Source organism: Mucilaginibacter sp. cycad4 (genome assembly GCF_034263275.1).
GTDB lineage: Bacteria > Bacteroidota > Bacteroidia > Sphingobacteriales > Sphingobacteriaceae > Mucilaginibacter.
On the sequence record NZ_CP139559.1, the window covers coordinates 3,505,403 to 3,520,438 of the forward strand.

Annotated in this window: 16 protein-coding genes; 8 read left to right on the plus strand and 8 right to left on the minus strand. The window is 43.5% G+C overall.

The window, feature by feature from the left end; all coding sequences use genetic code 11:
• Both SNE26_RS14110 and SNE26_RS14115 read right to left on the minus strand, forming a co-directional pair.
• On the minus strand, positions 1–522 hold the full coding sequence (locus tag SNE26_RS14110) for a hypothetical protein (protein ID WP_321559982.1): 522 nt from the start codon (positions 520–522) through the stop codon (positions 1–3).
• A gap of 66 nt (positions 523–588) precedes the next feature.
• On the minus strand, positions 589–1,329 hold the full coding sequence (locus tag SNE26_RS14115; protein WP_321559983.1) for an intradiol ring-cleavage dioxygenase: 741 nt from the start codon (positions 1,327–1,329) through the stop codon (positions 589–591).
• 222 nt (positions 1,330–1,551) lie between these two features.
• Between SNE26_RS14115 and SNE26_RS14120 the strand changes: the two genes are divergently transcribed.
• A complete protein-coding gene (locus SNE26_RS14120; RefSeq protein WP_321559984.1) occupies positions 1,552–2,550 on the plus strand; it encodes a beta-ketoacyl-ACP synthase III in 999 nt (332 codons plus the stop codon).
• A gap of 102 nt (positions 2,551–2,652) precedes the next feature.
• Positions 2,653–3,036 (plus strand): acyl-CoA thioesterase, encoded by a 384-nt coding sequence (locus SNE26_RS14125; RefSeq protein WP_321559985.1) that lies wholly within the window; start codon positions 2,653–2,655, stop codon positions 3,034–3,036.
• Between the two features lie 81 nt (positions 3,037–3,117).
• Here SNE26_RS14125 and SNE26_RS14130 read toward each other — a convergent pair whose 3' ends face one another.
• Positions 3,118–3,978, minus strand: coding sequence for a YitT family protein (locus SNE26_RS14130; protein ID WP_321559986.1), 861 nt, complete (start codon positions 3,976–3,978; stop codon positions 3,118–3,120).
• Between the two features lie 174 nt (positions 3,979–4,152).
• On the opposite strand from SNE26_RS14130, the gene SNE26_RS14135 reads away from it, so the two are divergent.
• Positions 4,153–4,380: a hypothetical protein gene (locus tag SNE26_RS14135; RefSeq protein ID WP_321559987.1), complete on the plus strand. Its 228-nt coding sequence runs from the start codon at positions 4,153–4,155 to the stop codon at positions 4,378–4,380.
• Positions 4,370–4,705: a hypothetical protein gene (locus tag SNE26_RS14140; RefSeq protein WP_321559988.1), complete on the plus strand. Its 336-nt coding sequence runs from the start codon at positions 4,370–4,372 to the stop codon at positions 4,703–4,705. Before SNE26_RS14135 ends, SNE26_RS14140 begins: the two co-directional genes overlap by 11 nt.
• Here the strand turns inward: SNE26_RS14140 and SNE26_RS14145 are convergent, their stop codons facing one another.
• The 4 genes from SNE26_RS14145 to SNE26_RS14160 all read right to left on the minus strand — a co-directional run bounded on the left by SNE26_RS14145 (position 4,706) and on the right by SNE26_RS14160 (position 8,887).
• Positions 4,706–5,962 carry an aspartate kinase gene (locus SNE26_RS14145; protein WP_321559989.1) on the minus strand — a complete coding sequence of 419 codons (1,257 nt, stop codon included), beginning with the start codon at positions 5,960–5,962 and terminating at the stop codon, positions 4,706–4,708.
• The gene (locus tag SNE26_RS14150) at positions 5,963–6,760 is read right to left on the minus strand and encodes a DUF3298 domain-containing protein (protein ID WP_321559990.1); all 798 of its coding nucleotides are present in this window, start codon (positions 6,758–6,760) and stop codon (positions 5,963–5,965) included. It lies immediately after the preceding gene.
• 10 nt (positions 6,761–6,770) lie between these two features.
• The gene (locus tag SNE26_RS14155) at positions 6,771–7,289 is read right to left on the minus strand and encodes a GNAT family N-acetyltransferase (protein WP_321559991.1); all 519 of its coding nucleotides are present in this window, start codon (positions 7,287–7,289) and stop codon (positions 6,771–6,773) included.
• Between the two features lie 908 nt (positions 7,290–8,197).
• Positions 8,198–8,887, minus strand: a complete 690-nt coding sequence (locus SNE26_RS14160; RefSeq protein ID WP_321559992.1) for a YggS family pyridoxal phosphate-dependent enzyme — start codon at positions 8,885–8,887, stop codon at positions 8,198–8,200.
• A gap of 43 nt (positions 8,888–8,930) precedes the next feature.
• Here SNE26_RS14160 and SNE26_RS14165 point away from each other — a divergent pair, with 43 nt between their 5' ends.
• The 4 genes from SNE26_RS14165 to SNE26_RS14180 all read left to right on the plus strand — a co-directional run bounded on the left by SNE26_RS14165 (position 8,931) and on the right by SNE26_RS14180 (position 13,983).
• Positions 8,931–9,506 carry a DUF4296 domain-containing protein gene (locus tag SNE26_RS14165; protein WP_321559993.1) on the plus strand — a complete coding sequence of 192 codons (576 nt, stop codon included), beginning with the start codon at positions 8,931–8,933 and terminating at the stop codon, positions 9,504–9,506.
• Between the two features lie 4 nt (positions 9,507–9,510).
• A complete protein-coding gene (locus tag SNE26_RS14170; protein ID WP_321559994.1) occupies positions 9,511–11,874 on the plus strand; it encodes an endonuclease MutS2 in 2,364 nt (787 codons plus the stop codon).
• 251 nt (positions 11,875–12,125) lie between these two features.
• Positions 12,126–12,488: a VOC family protein gene (locus SNE26_RS14175; protein ID WP_208102442.1), complete on the plus strand. Its 363-nt coding sequence runs from the start codon at positions 12,126–12,128 to the stop codon at positions 12,486–12,488.
• 409 nt (positions 12,489–12,897) lie between these two features.
• Positions 12,898–13,983 carry an SGNH/GDSL hydrolase family protein gene (locus SNE26_RS14180; protein WP_321559995.1) on the plus strand — a complete coding sequence of 362 codons (1,086 nt, stop codon included), beginning with the start codon at positions 12,898–12,900 and terminating at the stop codon, positions 13,981–13,983.
• A 180-nt stretch (positions 13,984–14,163) separates the two neighbouring features.
• On the opposite strand, the gene SNE26_RS14185 is transcribed toward SNE26_RS14180, so the two are convergent.
• Positions 14,164–14,721, minus strand: a complete 558-nt coding sequence (locus SNE26_RS14185; RefSeq protein ID WP_321559996.1) for a hypothetical protein — start codon at positions 14,719–14,721, stop codon at positions 14,164–14,166.
• Positions 14,722–15,036: the final 315 nt, after the last annotated feature.

The following is a 15,036-nucleotide window of genomic DNA, read 5'->3' on the forward strand; positions in this document are numbered from 1 at the left end:
TTAATTGTGATATTGTAATGAACTGATGTTTACGTAAGGCTGTAACTGCATAAGATTGGTGGATATACTGTTATTTTCGGGAGGTAATTGATTTTCGGGAGTATGATCAGATATCAGCAGATAGCTATCAATAGTATCATGCCAGATCAGCGGTTCGGAATAGAAATTAACCGCAACCTGGTGTTTGTCTTTATCATTAATATCCGAATTGATGATCTCCAATTGGAATTTACTGAATGTAAGGAACCGCCTGCCAACATTATTTAAAATATCGGGCATAATACTGCCAAGTTGCTGAATATAACCTGTAACCGATGGTGTAACCATGCCGGTTATACGTTGGGCATTGGGCACATTCCTCATCAATTCGGCATAGGAAGTATAGGCCGTTCCCCGGCTAAAATTCTGGGCCTGCATTTTAAATTCCAGGTAAGTGCTTTCAAAAACCAGCTTATCCCATTGCTTAACCGACCGGATATCGATGATTTTACGGTAACACAAAATGATTACACGTTTTTGCATGTTATGATTCCAAAAACAAAACGCCAGCAACAGCCGGCGCTCTGTTACAAAACAAAAATGAAAATTTTAAGCAGGTACACTTAAACTGATAGCTAATACAAAACCGGCAGTGGTGCTACCGGTAACAGTAGCAGTTTCAAGCGTATACCCATCGCTAAACACATTATCACTGGCGTTGTAAGTGTAACCGCTCATGCCTTTGGCATAACCGCTAACAGCTAACAGCGCCGAGCCTGTACCTTCCGGAAAAGCAATCTGTGTTACTTTCAATGATGTACCTGATGAGTTATACGTATGTACGTGAATATGCGTTGCCCTGCCTGTATACCATCCCGGAAATATGGAAGTAAAGGTTACCAGGCCGTTTGAATCGGTAGTTTGCCTGCCGCGTAAAAAGTGTACAGAGGTATAGTTTGTTGATTGCGTACCGCTGCCGCCATATTCAGAATAATTACCCTCGGCATCGCAATGCCAGATATCAACCAATGCCCCGGAAAGCGCGCTGCAGCTATTATTACTATTATTGATTGTAATTTTTATGGTAAGCTTATACCCGGTACGGCCATCGGTAATATCGCTCCTTACATATGAAGCAGGCGAATGTGTTGGATATGGGCCTTCCGTTTCGGTAGGCGCAACACTACAGCTGCCTGAGTCAGTTGAACCCGAAGTACTGCCGGAAGATGAACTCTCTGAAGTAGTTGTAGTAGTTGTGGCGGTATCCGCATCTTTTTTGCAGGCTTCAACCAACACTGACGATGACACTGCGCCGATTACCAGGCTTTTTAAAAAGTTCTTTCTTTCCATTGTATGTTCTCCTTTTAAGTTTAATCTAATCTGTTGATTCAAAAGTAAAAGCGATGCTGTTGGTATTAAAACATGTGTCGGTTATCTGCCTTTTTTGTGTCGATAAACGGCAAATTATTGGTGTGCGGGAAGATAAGATTGTATAAACATACAGTTGCATGACAACTTTAAACCGTCAAATTTCTCTATCTTTGCATGTTTTTTTGAGAGTAGATAATATTTATGGCATTAAAAAGTAGTGCGGTGATTACCGGTGTAGGCGGCTATGTTCCTGACAACATTTTAACTAACAATGATTTAGAAAAAATGGTTGAAACTAACAGCGACTGGATAGTTTCGCGTACAGGGATCAAAGAAAGAAGGATCCTCGCCGACAGATCGATGGCTACTTCAGACATGGCGGCCTTTGCAGTAAAAAATTTACTTAAAAATGCCAAAGTTGATCCTTCTGAAATTGACTGTGTTATTGTAGCTACTTCAACCCCAGATTATCTGCTCATCTCTACGGCCAGTATTGTTTGCGATAAATGCGGATTAAGCAACGCCTGGGCATCTGATGTTAATGCGGCATGCAGCGGTTTCCTTTATGCCTTTACACTTGGCTCAAGCCTGGTTGAAAGCAACCGTTATAAAAAAGTAATCGTTATCGGGGCCGATCAAAACAGTGCTATTGTAAACTATGCCGACCGCAACACCTGTATCCTTTTTGGGGATGGCGCCGGTGCGGTACTGCTTGAACCATCAACCGAAGATCTCGGTGTTATCGACAGCGTGTTTAAAACAGATGGGCATGGCAGGGAACATTTATATGTACCCGGCGGCGGTTCTATGAACCCGGCCTCGGAAGAAACCATTGACGGCAAACTGCATTATATACGCCAGGACGGTCGCGTAGTTTTCAAAGCTGCCATTAAAGGCATGACTGAAAGCTGCACAGCTGTACTGCAGCGCAACAACCTTACCATAGATGATATCAACTGGCTAATCCCCCACCAGGCTAATTACCGCATTATCCACGCTGTAGGTGATGCTTTGGGTTTACCTGAAAGCCGTGTGAAGATCAACATCGACCGTTATGGCAACACTACAGCCGCTACCATCCCGCTGGCGTTGTGGGATTATAAAGAAGATTTCAAAGAGAACGATAACATGATCCTGACAGCATTTGGTGCAGGCTTTTCATGGGGCGCTACCTATCTAAAGTGGGGTAAATTGAGATAAGCCCCACCCCACCCTCCCCGGGAGGGAGGGCTTAAAATAAAATTATTTTCCCTTTCCCGGAGGGAGAAGTTTCGTGCCGGCGAGCAAATGATACAAACCTCTATGACAACTGAAGAACGGATTAAAGAATCGGAATCGCGAATATTTAAAACAGTGTTCCCGAGCGATACCAACCATTACGACACGCTTTTCGGAGGTTCGGCAATGGCTATGATGGATGAAGTAGCTTTTATTACGGCTACCCGCTTCACGCGTAAAAAAATGGTTACCGTATCATCCGACAGGATTGACTTTAACCGCCCAATCCCCGCCGGTACCATTATTGAGCTTGTTGGCCGTATATCCCATATCGGCAATACCAGCCTAAAAGTTTTGGTTGAGATTTATATTGAAGAAATGTATTCCTTTGTGCGCGAAAAAGCCATCACCGGCACTTTTACCTTTGTTGCTATTGATGATCATAAACACCCGGTAAGCGTTTTATAAGCTGAGGGCTTAAAGCCTAAGGCCGAAAGCTTTACCGCTTAATAAAAAGCTTTCGGCTTTACGCCTTAGGCTTTCAGCTTTCTAATGTAGTTTCTTCCGCTTTAATAAGCCGCCGGTAGTATCATCAATACTTTGCTGCACAATAAAAGCTTTGGGATCTATCCGTAAAATAGTTTGCTTTAATGAAGGAATCTCCAAACGGGTAGCCACAGTGAAAACAATATCACGGGGATCGTTCACATGACCGTCTTTTCCATAACCGCTTTTCCCCTGATAAATAGTAACACCCCTGCCAAGGGTAACCGTTATAGCGCGTCTGATAGCATCGCTTTTGGTTGAGATAACAGTGACACCCGAATATTGCTCGATACCATTCAGCAAAAAGTCAATCATTTTGGCGGCAGCCATATAGGTTAATATGGAATACATGGCCGGTTCAACACCCAATACCGATGCCGCCACCCCAAATATCAAAACGTTAAGCAGTAAAATAAAGTCGCTCACTTTAAGCAGCTGCGTCTTTTTACTTACCAGTACTGCCGCTATTTCGGTACCGTCGAGCACAGCGCCGCCGCGCATGGCCAACCCACTACCGGTACCAATGAAAACACCGCCAAATACCGCTGTAAGCAATTTATCGTGGGTAACGTCCGGAAACTGAACTACTGCAAGACATAATGAAAGCAAAGCAATAGCCGCGGTACTTTTTATAGCAAACCAAAGTCCGAGTTTCCGGTAACCGATCCACAAAAAAGGTACATTAATAACAAAGATCAAAACAGAGATGGGAATGGAGGTTATATCAGATATCAGCATGGAAACACCGGTGGCGCCGCCATCGATAAAATGGCTTGATAGTAAAAAACCTTTAAGGCCAAAAGCTGCTGATAAAATCCCGAGTCCGATATTTGCTGAATCCCTGATAGTGTTGATTGCCTTCATGCTCAAATATAGCTTTTTGGGGTTAAAGGCGGGTATGACAGGGTAAAATAGCCAAGACCAGTCAGCCTTAAATATATTGCGATGTGGGTATTAATTATTCAAACAAAAATAGTTGTTCCTCAACAGAGTGTTTTGTTTTATACAAATTCCTTATCTTTATTTAAATAATTGTTTATGATCACCGCTGAAGTGAAATTGAAAGAAAAAGATGCTGAAATGATTTTGAAAGTTATCTCAAAATTAGGTGGAAAGGTTAAAGTTATAAACGCTGAAAACTCCAAAGAATCTTCCACCAAAAAGAAATTTAAAGCTGATCTTGAAAACGCTTTTCACGAAATCAAACTACATCAGGAAGGAAAGATAAAATTAAAGACTGCAAGAGAATTACTCGATGAGCTTTAATATTGTCCCTATTGCAAGTTTTAGCAAAGAATTAAAACGACTTGCAAAAAAACATCCTTCGTTAAAGGCAGATTTTGCTGCCCTGCTTGATATTCTTGAAGTTACTCCACAGCATGGTACTCCAATAGGAAAAAATTGTTTCAAAATACGCCTATCTATTGCCAGTAAAGGTAAAGGCAAAAGTGGCGGCGCGAGAATAATTACTCATCTACTCATTAATTTAGATAATGAAACACTTTATCTCCTTAAGATATACGACAAAAGCGAGGCAGAAACAATGACGGACGCCGAGTTAAAAGACCTTTTACATTCAATTAAAGGCTAATCACCTCACCACCACCTGTATCGTATTCCGGCTGATCTGCTCCAATAAAATAGTTTTGCCTTCGGTTAACTCTTTAATGGTATTTATCCCGTCATGGCGTACAGTGATAAGCGTTAGCCCTTCATTATACTTCACCTTAAAATCCTGTTTAAGGCCGTTCAGCAGCTTTTCAAAACGCTCCTCATTCAAATCAAAGCAAACCGAAAAACTTAATGCTGATGTTTGCATTACGTTTACCTTGACATTGTTCTGGGCAAACAGGCGAAACACATCACTCAGGTGATCTTCCGTAATAAATGAATAGTCCTTACCCGACACTGATAGTAATACCTGGTTTTGTTTCAGGATGATCACCGGCCTGGTAAACTGATTATGTCCATCCTCCTTAATTACGGTACCGGGGGCAGATGGATCTGTAAAGGGCTTTACCAGCAGTGGTATTTTAGCATTTTGTAAGGGTTTGATAGTTTTCGGGTGGATGACGCTGGCGCCGTAATAAGTCATTTCGATGGCTTCGGTATAGGAGAGCTCATCAAATTTAACGGTATCGGTAAAGTATTTCGGATCGGCATTCAGGATGCCGGGAACATCTTTCCAGGTAGTAACCGATTCAGCACCTAAACAGGCTGCAAATATGGATGCGGTATAATCCGATCCTTCGCGGCCAAGTGTAGTAGTGAAATTTTCGGATGTGCCACCTAAAAAGCCCTGGGTTATTACGATGCCTTTTTCGAGCATAGCCGGAAGATCTTTACTGATACTTGCTTTAGTTTTGTCCCAGTCTACTACGCCTTCCCTGTATGTATTATCGGTATGCACATATCCGCGTACATCAAGCCATTTACTTTTCAGGCCAGCCTTGTCCAGATAGGCATTAACTATTCGGGTTGAAACCAGTTCGCCGATGGAAACGATCTGATCATATACAAAATCATAGCTATCGTGCGGCTCGTCCTCAATGGCCCAGTCAATCTCTACAAAAGTATTGGCAACTTCGTCAAATACCGGGTGGCCGGGTTCAAATAATCCGCCAAGGATATTGTAATGATATTCCTTGATCTCGTTAAAGATCTCATGCATATCATTGGTTTGCTCCATATAGGCTTTGGTAAGCTTTTCGAGCCCGTTGGTAGTTTTGCCCATGGCCGATACCACGATGAGCAATTGTTTATCAGTATATTGTTTTACAACATTAGCAAGGTTGGTAACACCCGCAGCATCTTTAACCGATGCCCCTCCGAATTTAAAAACAAGCATTTATTTGATGAATTGAGCTACAACCGAACCCGGCTGTACTAATGATTTGATCTGTGCGTAGGGAATAAACAGTTCGGTAATACCCGCTGCGTAAGGCTTTATCTCGTACTGGTTATACAGAAATTTGATCCCAAGGGGTGTAATAGAAAAGTTTTCATTGAGGGCGAATTTATCATCCTTGAAAAAATAGTTATCCTTTAGCGATGCTGTGTCGCTCAACTTTTCATTCTTCCTGAAGATCTTTTCGGCAATGGCAGTTAATTTATCGTGATAGCCTGTTGCAAATATATCATCAAGTCTGAGGTTTTTACCCGCCTTTGTATCCCAATTTATAAAGCTGACAGATGTGCCGCCATGTGCGCCCCCCATATATGAATAACCGCGTACTTCAAGCGTTGTTAAGCTCGAATCCTGGTGGATCACCTTAACAGAATCATCCAGTGTGAAAAACATTCCTGATCGCGGATCACCCTTCTTAAAATCGTCATATGATTTCAGGAACTTTTTGGTCATCAGTTCCAGGCTGGTGTCGGGTTTGCCATCCATAGCAAACATCGCTGTAAGCTTACGGGTTATAGTATCATTTAAAGTTTTGGCACTGTCAAAAACCGGATAGTTAATTTTCACTACGGTACAGGCGCTATCAGGCTTTGTGCCGCAATCTGCCGCCCGGGCTTTTATTACTTTATAGGCATAGTGCAGGGTATCAAATGACTTCTCGGCAACCTTATTAGGAACGCCCCACTGACACGATGATAACCCCATCGCCATAAAAAACAACAGGCACAGATTTTTCATAGGTAATTATTTAGTAGTTTAACAACTGCTCTTTTGAAAGCGAAGCATTCAGCCAGCCTGCCTCAATATTCGCGCCGTACTTATTGTAAAAGTTAATGGCCGGTTCGTTCCAGTCGAGCACCTGCCAAACCATACCGCTGAAACCTTGCTCCTTAGCTTCCCGGATCAGCCTGTCGAAAAGCAGTTTGCCGATCTTTTTGCCGCGCATATCTTCGGTTACTATCAGGTCTTCCAGGTACATGCGGGAGCCTTTCCAGGTGGAATAGCGGACATAGTATAAAGCAAAACCTACAACCAGGCCGTCAACTTCAGCAACAAAAGCCTTCCAGACCGGGTTAGGGCCAAACCCGGTTTCTTCAAAATGCTGCAGGGTTACGGTAACCTCTTCCGGGGCTTTTTCAAATAGGGCCAATTCGTGCACCAGCTCCATTAGGCGGGGGCAATCGGCTTGAATAGCTTCCCTGATAATTATCCCCCCCGCCCCCTGAAGGGGGTGCTGACTTTCAATTTTATTTTCTGTATTGTTCATTTTATTATTTCGCAATTACTAAAAGCTCGGGGATCGTGCGATTCCTCCCTTGGGAGGGTGTAGGGAGGGGTTTCTCCGCCAGACCTATTTGCTTTAATGGCGCATAAACCCCTCCCTGCCAATACACATCCAACCGCACCCCTCCCCAAGGAGGGAACTAAAAAATCTTCCGAACACCAGTGGTGTTGTCACCAACAACTTTCTATCTATTTTTTAGGTGTTCAACTTTTAAAAGTGTGAACACTTGCAATTATCTTCAATTAAAAAAACACTGACTATCAACACTTTAACTTTTAACATTATTGTTCATTTATCAAACATGAACACTTAAGCATTGACTATCAACCACTTAACTTTTCTGAATTTCAAAAGCTGAACACCCGTTTTTAAAAAGTTGAACACTTAAATTTCGCTTCAAAAAACAGGTTGCTAATGGCAACGCCATCGCTGTTAATTTAAGGAAGAAAAAGCGCGGGATTGTGCGATTCCCCTCTTGAGAGGGGTGGCGGGGTGTATTTCTGCTTTGATAAGCTTGTAGCAGAAACACACACCCTTCCTCCGCGCCCCCTCTCGAGAGCAGGGCTGTTGCATTCTAATATTCAGTTCTTAATAACACGCACGATTAAGCGTCTACGCTTGGTCGTTTGCCTTAATTGAGCGTCCACGCTCCCGTAATATGTTATAAACGTAAGCGTGGACGCTTACTTTGGTTATAATTCAAGCGAAGGACGCTTGAACTTGCGAAACATAAATTAGAATGCAACAGCCCTGCTCTCGAGAGGGGATTTTTTAAACCCTTGTTCAATTAATTGCTTAGGTTAACCGGCAATGGCAACACCACCAACAACGGCCTGAGAGCGGCTATGCCTCCGTGCGATTGCCCGCGCTGCGCTCGCAATGACATCTTTTTAGTTATTCTTCCAGTGCTTAATTACCCTCCCGCCAAATATGGTGCTGCCCAGTCTTACCATATTACTGCCCTGCTCAATGGCCAGCTTATAATCCGACGACATGCCCATCGACAAAATATCAAAACTTTCTTCCTTCCTGAAATAGCTCAGTTTTATACCTTCAAAAAAGGTATTCAGCTCGTAATATTCTTCCTTGATCTGCTTTTCGTTATCGGTATTGGTGGCAATGCCCATCAATCCGCGGATCCGGATGTTTTTCATTATGGCAAACTCTTCAGAGCGCAGCAATTCTATCGCTTCATCAAAGCCCAGTCCGTATTTGGTTTCTTCGTCGGCAATGTAAATCTGCAGCAGGCAGTCAATTACCCGCCCGGCTTTTTCGGCATGCTTGTTTATTTCATGCAAAAGCTTCAGGCTATCAACAGACTGGATCATGCTCACGAAAGGCGCAATATATTTTACCTTGTTGGTTTGCAGGTGACCAATCAAATGCCATTCAATATCTTTAGGCAGCTGCTCATACTTTTCAACCATCTCCTGCACTATATTTTCGCCAAACAGGCGCTGTCCTGCATCATAAGCTTCCTGTACATCGCTGGCAGGTTTTGTTTTTGATACTGCCAATAATATTACCTTATCTGCTTCCGTTTCCTTTTTTAAGCTTTTGATGTTATCTGCAATGCTCATTTATCCGTAAATTTGCTTAATTAATCAGCCGCTAAATTACTGAATGCATAAATATATAACCTTGTTTTTTTCTGCAGCACTTTTTTTATGTGCCTGCAATGGCAAAAGTATTCCCAACGATGTTCTTAAACCCGAAACTATGGCAGCGGTTTTAACCGAAATGCACATCATCGACGGCAGCTTATATAACACCATGCAGGCGCCCGATAGTTTGTATAAATACGGCGCGGGCAAATATATTGCCATGTTTCAACGCCTGCATACCGATACCGCGCATTTTAACCGCAGTATGCGGTACTACGCCACGCAGCCCGATAAGCTGCTGGCCATTTATGACCAGGTGGATATTAAAATTAAAAGCAAAACCGATTCGCTTGCCAAAGTACAAACAGAACAGAGCAAGGCTACGCGCAAGCTCGATTCGTTAAAAAACTTAAATATTAAAACTAAAATAGATTCGGCAAGGAAAATGCACCCGCATGAAAACCCGGTAGCCCGCAAAGCCGACTCATTGGAAAATTTAAAAACTAAACTAAAACCCGATTCGGCACGGAGGTTTCATCCCCGCAAAAGCAACAGAAACCGCAAAGCCGATTCGTTAAAAAACTTAAAGTCATAACCTGATGCTTTACCCCCAAAATAGTGTAGATAAGCTGGGTTTTACCGAAATAAAAGAACTGATAAAAGCGCATTGCCTGAGCGAAATGGGTCAACAAATGGTTGACAAGATCCAGGTGATGAGCAATTACGACCAGATCCATAAATTCCTGAACCAGGCAAACGAGTTTAAGAATATCCTGGTTAATGATGAGGCCCTGCCCATCCAGCATTTTTTCGATATAAAGTCCCTTGCCAATAAAGCCCGTATAGAGGGCGTTTTTTTAAGCGAAGAAGAATTTTACCAGGTACAGGCTTCGCTGAATACAGTCTTTGCCGTTATAGCGTACTTTAACGAACGTGAAGGTTTGTACCCAAATCTTGAAGCCCTTTTTGAGCACCTGCCTATTGAAAAGGCTATCCTTAAAAAGATAGACGCCGTGATTGATCAAAAAGGCAAGATTAGGCCCAATGCATCGCGCGAGCTGATGGAAATAACCACAGGCATTGCCAAAGCCGAGCAGGAAGCCCGTAAAAAGATTGATATGGTTTTTAAAAATGCCACATCAAACGGCTGGGCTGCCGATGGTTCATTAACTGTACGTGATGGCAGGCTGGTGATCCCGCTACTGGCCGAAAACAAACGCAAGCTGAAAGGCTTTGTGCATGACGAGTCAGCCTCGGGGCAAACGGTGTACATTGAGCCCGAAGAGGTTTTTGTACTCAACAACCGCATCCGGGACCTGGAGTTTGAACGCCGCCGCGAGATAGTAAAAATCCTGACCGCCCTAACTACCGAATTAAGGCCGTATGTCCCCCTGCTACTCTCCTATCACGGCCTGTTAACCAAACTTGATTTTGTACGCGCCAAAGCGTTGTTTGCCATTGACATTGAAGCCGAAATGCCGCAGGTAGTCAACGAAGCCAGGGTTAAGCTGTATAATGCACGTCACCCCTTGCTGTTCCTGAATTTTAAGGCCGAAAAGAAAACGGTTGTTCCGCTCAATATGCAGATAGACGAAGGTACCCGCATCATCGTAGTATCCGGTCCCAACGCGGGCGGTAAATCTGTTTGTATGAAAACCGTTGGCCTGTTGCAAATGATGGTGCAGGCCGGTTTACTGATCCCCGCCGATGAAGCCAGCGTTGTGGGTGTATTTAAGCAGCTTTTTGTTGATATCGGTGATGACCAGTCGATAGAAAGTGATTTGAGTACGTACAGTGCGCACCTATCCAAAATGAAAAACTTTGTGGAGCAGGCCAACGGCAAAACCCTTATCCTGATAGATGAGTTTGGTACCGGTACCGATCCGCAATTTGGCGGCCCGATTGCCGAAGCCGTGCTCGAATCGCTTAATCAAAAAAAGGTTAAAGGTATGGTAACCACCCACTATTCCAACCTTAAAATATTCGCCAGCAATACCGAGGGTATCGAGAATGCATCGATGCTTTTCAATAACATTGAGATGAGGCCACTTTACCAATTGGAGATTGGCAAGCCCGGCAGCTCATATGCTTTTGAGATCGCACAGAAAATAGGCTTACCACAAAACGTGCTTAACCTCGCCAAAAACAAAATAAGCGAGGGGCAAAAAAAGGTTGATACCCTGTTAGTTGACCTGGAGCGCGAAAAACGTTCTATTTTTGACACCAAACAAAAACTGGATAAGCAGCAGCGCAAGGTAAATGAGCTCCTGGCCGAAAACGAGAAACTGAAAAGATATCTCGAAGAAAACCAACGTTCCCTCATCAGGGAAGCTAAAGACCAGGCTAAGAATATTATCCTGAACGCCAACAAGCTGGTTGAAAACACCATATCCGAAATTAAGAGCAGCAACGCTGATAAGGAGAAAACCCGCCAGCTGCGCGAAAACCTAAATGTTGAACTTAAAAAAAACACAGTCAAAGTAGAGACACCGAAGCCTGCTGCGCCTGCTGATGAGGAACTAAAACCGGGCGACTGGGTGAAACTCACCGACTCGGAAACCACGGGCCAGGTGATAGAGATCATTAAAGAAAATGTGGTGATTGCCATAGGCGATTTGCGTACGGTTGCAAAAAAGAAACGGGTGATCAAGGTTTCCAAATCATCGGTCCCTAAAGAGATCAGGCGTAATTTCAGTGCACAAACCAATGATATGGCCAGCTTTAGTCCGGAGATTGATGTGCGGGGCCAACGTACCGAAGATGCGCTGCATGCCATTGAAAAACTGTTTGACCGTGCCCTGATGATGGGCTTTAACAACCTCAAGATCATTCATGGTAAAGGCGATGGCATTTTACGTAAAATGATCAGGCAGTACCTCAAAAAGTATGAACAGGTTGACCGTATGGAAGATGAGCATGCCGACCGTGGCGGAGATGGAATAACTTATGTATATTTGAAGTAAACGTAACGTTAAAAAAGTTATTCAAGATAAAATTAAAAAGGGTTGTAAGACTGAGCCTGTCGAAGACTCGCGCGTAGAGGCCTGACCACCATGCTTCGACGGGCTCAGCATGACATCCTTATTAACCACGTTATTACGAGGTGCGAAGCAATCCCAAGCTATACAGGGTGGCTCTGTAAATCGGGGATTGCTTCGTTCCTCGCAATGACGTAATTTTTTGATCCCATTTCAACCTTAACTTATTTCAAAATATGTCTTTAAAATCTATTGCGCCCATGTTATACACCCGGCAGGTACGGGAAAGTGTTGATTTTTATATTAATAACCTTGGTTTTACCTGTATTGGCTATGATGAGGACTGGGGCTGGGCTACGGTAAGCCGTGATGATATTGAGATCATGCTGGCTTTGCCTGTTGATAATGCATCGTTCACCGTACCCAAATTTACCGGCTCTTTCTATATCCGTACCGATAAAGTTGATCTTTTGTGGAGCGAACTGAAAGACAGGGCGGTGATTTGTTACCCCATTGAAGATTTCAATTACGGCATGCGCGAGTTTGGTGTTTTTGATTATAATGGTTACCTGCTGCAGTTTGGGATGCCCATTGAATGATAACCAGATAAAAAAGGCGAGGCACGAGCGATTCCCCTCTTGAGAGGGGCGGAGGGGTGTGTTTCTACACTTTGCTTATCGATTGCAGAAACACACCCCTGCTACCGCTCTTTCCTCCGCGCCCCCTCTCAAGAGCAGGGCTGTTGCATTCTATTTTTAACTTCTTAATAAAACACCTGCCCGGTCAAGCGTCTACGCTTGACTGCTGCCATTCGTGAGCGTCCACGCTCGCGTTATAATGTTAAAAAGTAAGCGTGGACGCTTACCTGAGATATAATTCAAGCGAAAGACGCTTGAACTTGCGAAGAAAATAGTAGCATGCAACAGCCCTGCTCTCAAGAGGGGATTTTTTTGCTGCATTACTTTTGTATAAGTTTCCTATTTTTAGGGCAGCCAAACCCTGATAAAAATGCGCAAATTATATTTTCTTGTACTTTTCATTGCATTTACCGGTTCAATAACAAGCTGTGCCGCTCAAAATATTATTTTAAAGAGCAAAGATCAGCGCATCCGTTACACCGGGCGGATCAATCAAACCGATGAAGCTGCCGAACTATACTGGACGGGCTCATCCTTAAAAATCAACTTTGACGGAACAGGGGCCTCGGCCCTGATGCAGGACGAACGCGGTGAAAATTACTATACTATCATAGTTGATGGTAAGGTGATCAATACCATTCACCCGGATAATACCAAACAAACTTATACCCTTGCCGAAAACCTGCCCACCGGTAAGCACACGCTTGAGCTGTTTAAACGTACCGAATGGGACAAGGGCAAAACCTTTTTCTACCAGTTTACCTTGGCTAAAGATGCCACCGCCCTTCCCCCACCGGAGGCCAAAAAACGTAAGATCGAATTTTTTGGCAATTCTATTACCTGCGGTTATGCCGATGAAGACACCACCGGGCAGGACCGCGGCAGCGCCCCTTATGAAAACGGTTACCTGAGCTATGCTGCCCTGACAGCCCGTCATTTTGATGCACAGTATGTTTGTACGTCAAAAAGCGGCATTGGCATCACGGTGAGCTGGTTCCCGCTCATTATGCCCGAAATGTATAACCGCCTTGATCCAACAGACCCAACAAGCACCTGGAATTTCAAAAAGTATACGCCTGATGTGGTAGTGATCAACCTGTTTCAAAATGATTCGTGGATTGTAAACCAACCCAACAACCCACAGTTTAAAGAGCGTTTTGGCAGTAAAGCCCCCGAGCCTGAGCAGATCATTAAAACGTATAAAGAGTTTGTGAAAAATATCCGCAAGGTGTATCCAAAAGCGCAGATCATTTGTGCGCTGGGCAGTATGGATGCAACCAGGGCAGGTTCGCCATGGCCGGGATATATTGAAAAGGCAGTTGCAGCCTTAAACGATAAACAAATTTATACTCATTTTATTCCGTACAAAAATACGCCCGGTCACCCGAGTATTAAAGAGCAGCAAGCCATGGCCGATGATTTGATTGCTTTTATGGAGAAGACTGTTAAATGGTAGGTAAAACTTAAAAAATGTCATTTCGAAACGAGGAACGAGTGAGAAATCTTATACGCTTCGTTAGTGGGCCTTGTATTTTCGCTTTTCAGGGCATATAAGATTTCTCTTTCGCCCCTGCGCTCAACCCCTCTCTGCTCAGTCGAAATGACATCTTTTAATTTATTTTATTCATTTTCATTCCTATTCCCCTACCTTCTGCTGATCAGGCACCTCATTAGGTCCGGGGATATTGGTTTGCTGCTTTTTGCTGGCATCCCCGTCATCATCCGCAGTTCCTTCCTGGTATTGCTGCTGCGGGTTGGGCTTGCTATCATTAGTTTCTGTTTGTCCTTCATCCTCATCTGATCGTCCGTTTTGTGATACGTTGATCACATTGCTGTAGTTGGCATTACCTGCCTGGTTAGGGTCTTTAAAATTGCTGTTTTCGGGATGTTCCTCGGCAGGCTGGGTGCGGTTAAAGTACTCGTTATCATTGCCCGCCATTTGTGATGGATTATCCTTATCGTTACCTGCGGGGGTGATATTGTTTTGGCCAAAGTTTTCGCCTCCCATACCATTCCCCTCCATACCCGGATCTTTGGGACTTTTCATTTCCGAACTGCCAAACAGATAGCTTCGTTTCAGGTCATTTTCGTCCTCATTGCTATCGTCATCTACACGATAAGCGTTGGGTTTGTTTTCTTCATGTTCGGGGCGTTTAAGCTCATCGCTCCTGAACTCGTCATCTCGTAATTCCATAGGTTTTGATGTTTGATGTATTAATTAATAATACAATTAATTTCCAATTGTTTTATAAAACCTATAAATCGTCTTTCATAAAAACCTCTTCTGGCGCAAGTCTTGTGTGCCGGATGGTGTAGGGCTTACTTGTGACCTTCTAATACCTGTATCGTCTTGAAAAATTTACAGCCCAGGTTCTCCAGCGCCCTTTGCCATCACGTAAAACTTGAGCTAAGACAAATAATATCCTCGGCATTCATAAAACACTAATCCATCCTAATAAGTTATCTACATAGCGATAAGCTTAAGGCTTATTTTACTTATTTTTATAGC

Bases quoted from the DNA above. Each gene is read 5' to 3' on its own strand.
- SNE26_RS14150 (WP_321559990.1), bottom strand. From the start codon at position 6,760: ATGAAAAATCTGTGCCTGTTGTTTTTTATGGCGATGGGGTTATCATCG.
- SNE26_RS14180 (WP_321559995.1), top strand. From the start codon at position 12,898: ATGCGCAAATTATATTTTCTTGTACTTTTCATTGCATTTACCGGTTCA.
- SNE26_RS14115 (WP_321559983.1), bottom strand. From the start codon at position 1,329: ATGGAAAGAAAGAACTTTTTAAAAAGCCTGGTAATCGGCGCAGTGTCA.
- SNE26_RS14170 (WP_321559994.1), top strand. From the start codon at position 9,511: ATGCTTTACCCCCAAAATAGTGTAGATAAGCTGGGTTTTACCGAAATA.
- SNE26_RS14145 (WP_321559989.1), bottom strand. From the start codon at position 5,962: ATGCTTGTTTTTAAATTCGGAGGGGCATCGGTTAAAGATGCTGCGGGT.
- SNE26_RS14110 (WP_321559982.1), bottom strand. From the start codon at position 522: ATGCAAAAACGTGTAATCATTTTGTGTTACCGTAAAATCATCGATATC.
- SNE26_RS14175 (WP_208102442.1), top strand. From the start codon at position 12,126: ATGTCTTTAAAATCTATTGCGCCCATGTTATACACCCGGCAGGTACGG.
- SNE26_RS14120 (WP_321559984.1), top strand. From the start codon at position 1,552: ATGGCATTAAAAAGTAGTGCGGTGATTACCGGTGTAGGCGGCTATGTT.
- SNE26_RS14160 (WP_321559992.1), bottom strand. From the start codon at position 8,887: ATGAGCATTGCAGATAACATCAAAAGCTTAAAAAAGGAAACGGAAGCA.
- SNE26_RS14165 (WP_321559993.1), top strand. From the start codon at position 8,931: ATGCATAAATATATAACCTTGTTTTTTTCTGCAGCACTTTTTTTATGT.
- SNE26_RS14155 (WP_321559991.1), bottom strand. From the start codon at position 7,289: ATGAACAATACAGAAAATAAAATTGAAAGTCAGCACCCCCTTCAGGGG.
- SNE26_RS14185 (WP_321559996.1), bottom strand. From the start codon at position 14,721: ATGGAATTACGAGATGACGAGTTCAGGAGCGATGAGCTTAAACGCCCC.
- SNE26_RS14140 (WP_321559988.1), top strand. From the start codon at position 4,370: ATGAGCTTTAATATTGTCCCTATTGCAAGTTTTAGCAAAGAATTAAAA.
- SNE26_RS14135 (WP_321559987.1), top strand. From the start codon at position 4,153: ATGATCACCGCTGAAGTGAAATTGAAAGAAAAAGATGCTGAAATGATT.
- SNE26_RS14130 (WP_321559986.1), bottom strand. From the start codon at position 3,978: ATGAAGGCAATCAACACTATCAGGGATTCAGCAAATATCGGACTCGGG.
- SNE26_RS14125 (WP_321559985.1), top strand. From the start codon at position 2,653: ATGACAACTGAAGAACGGATTAAAGAATCGGAATCGCGAATATTTAAA.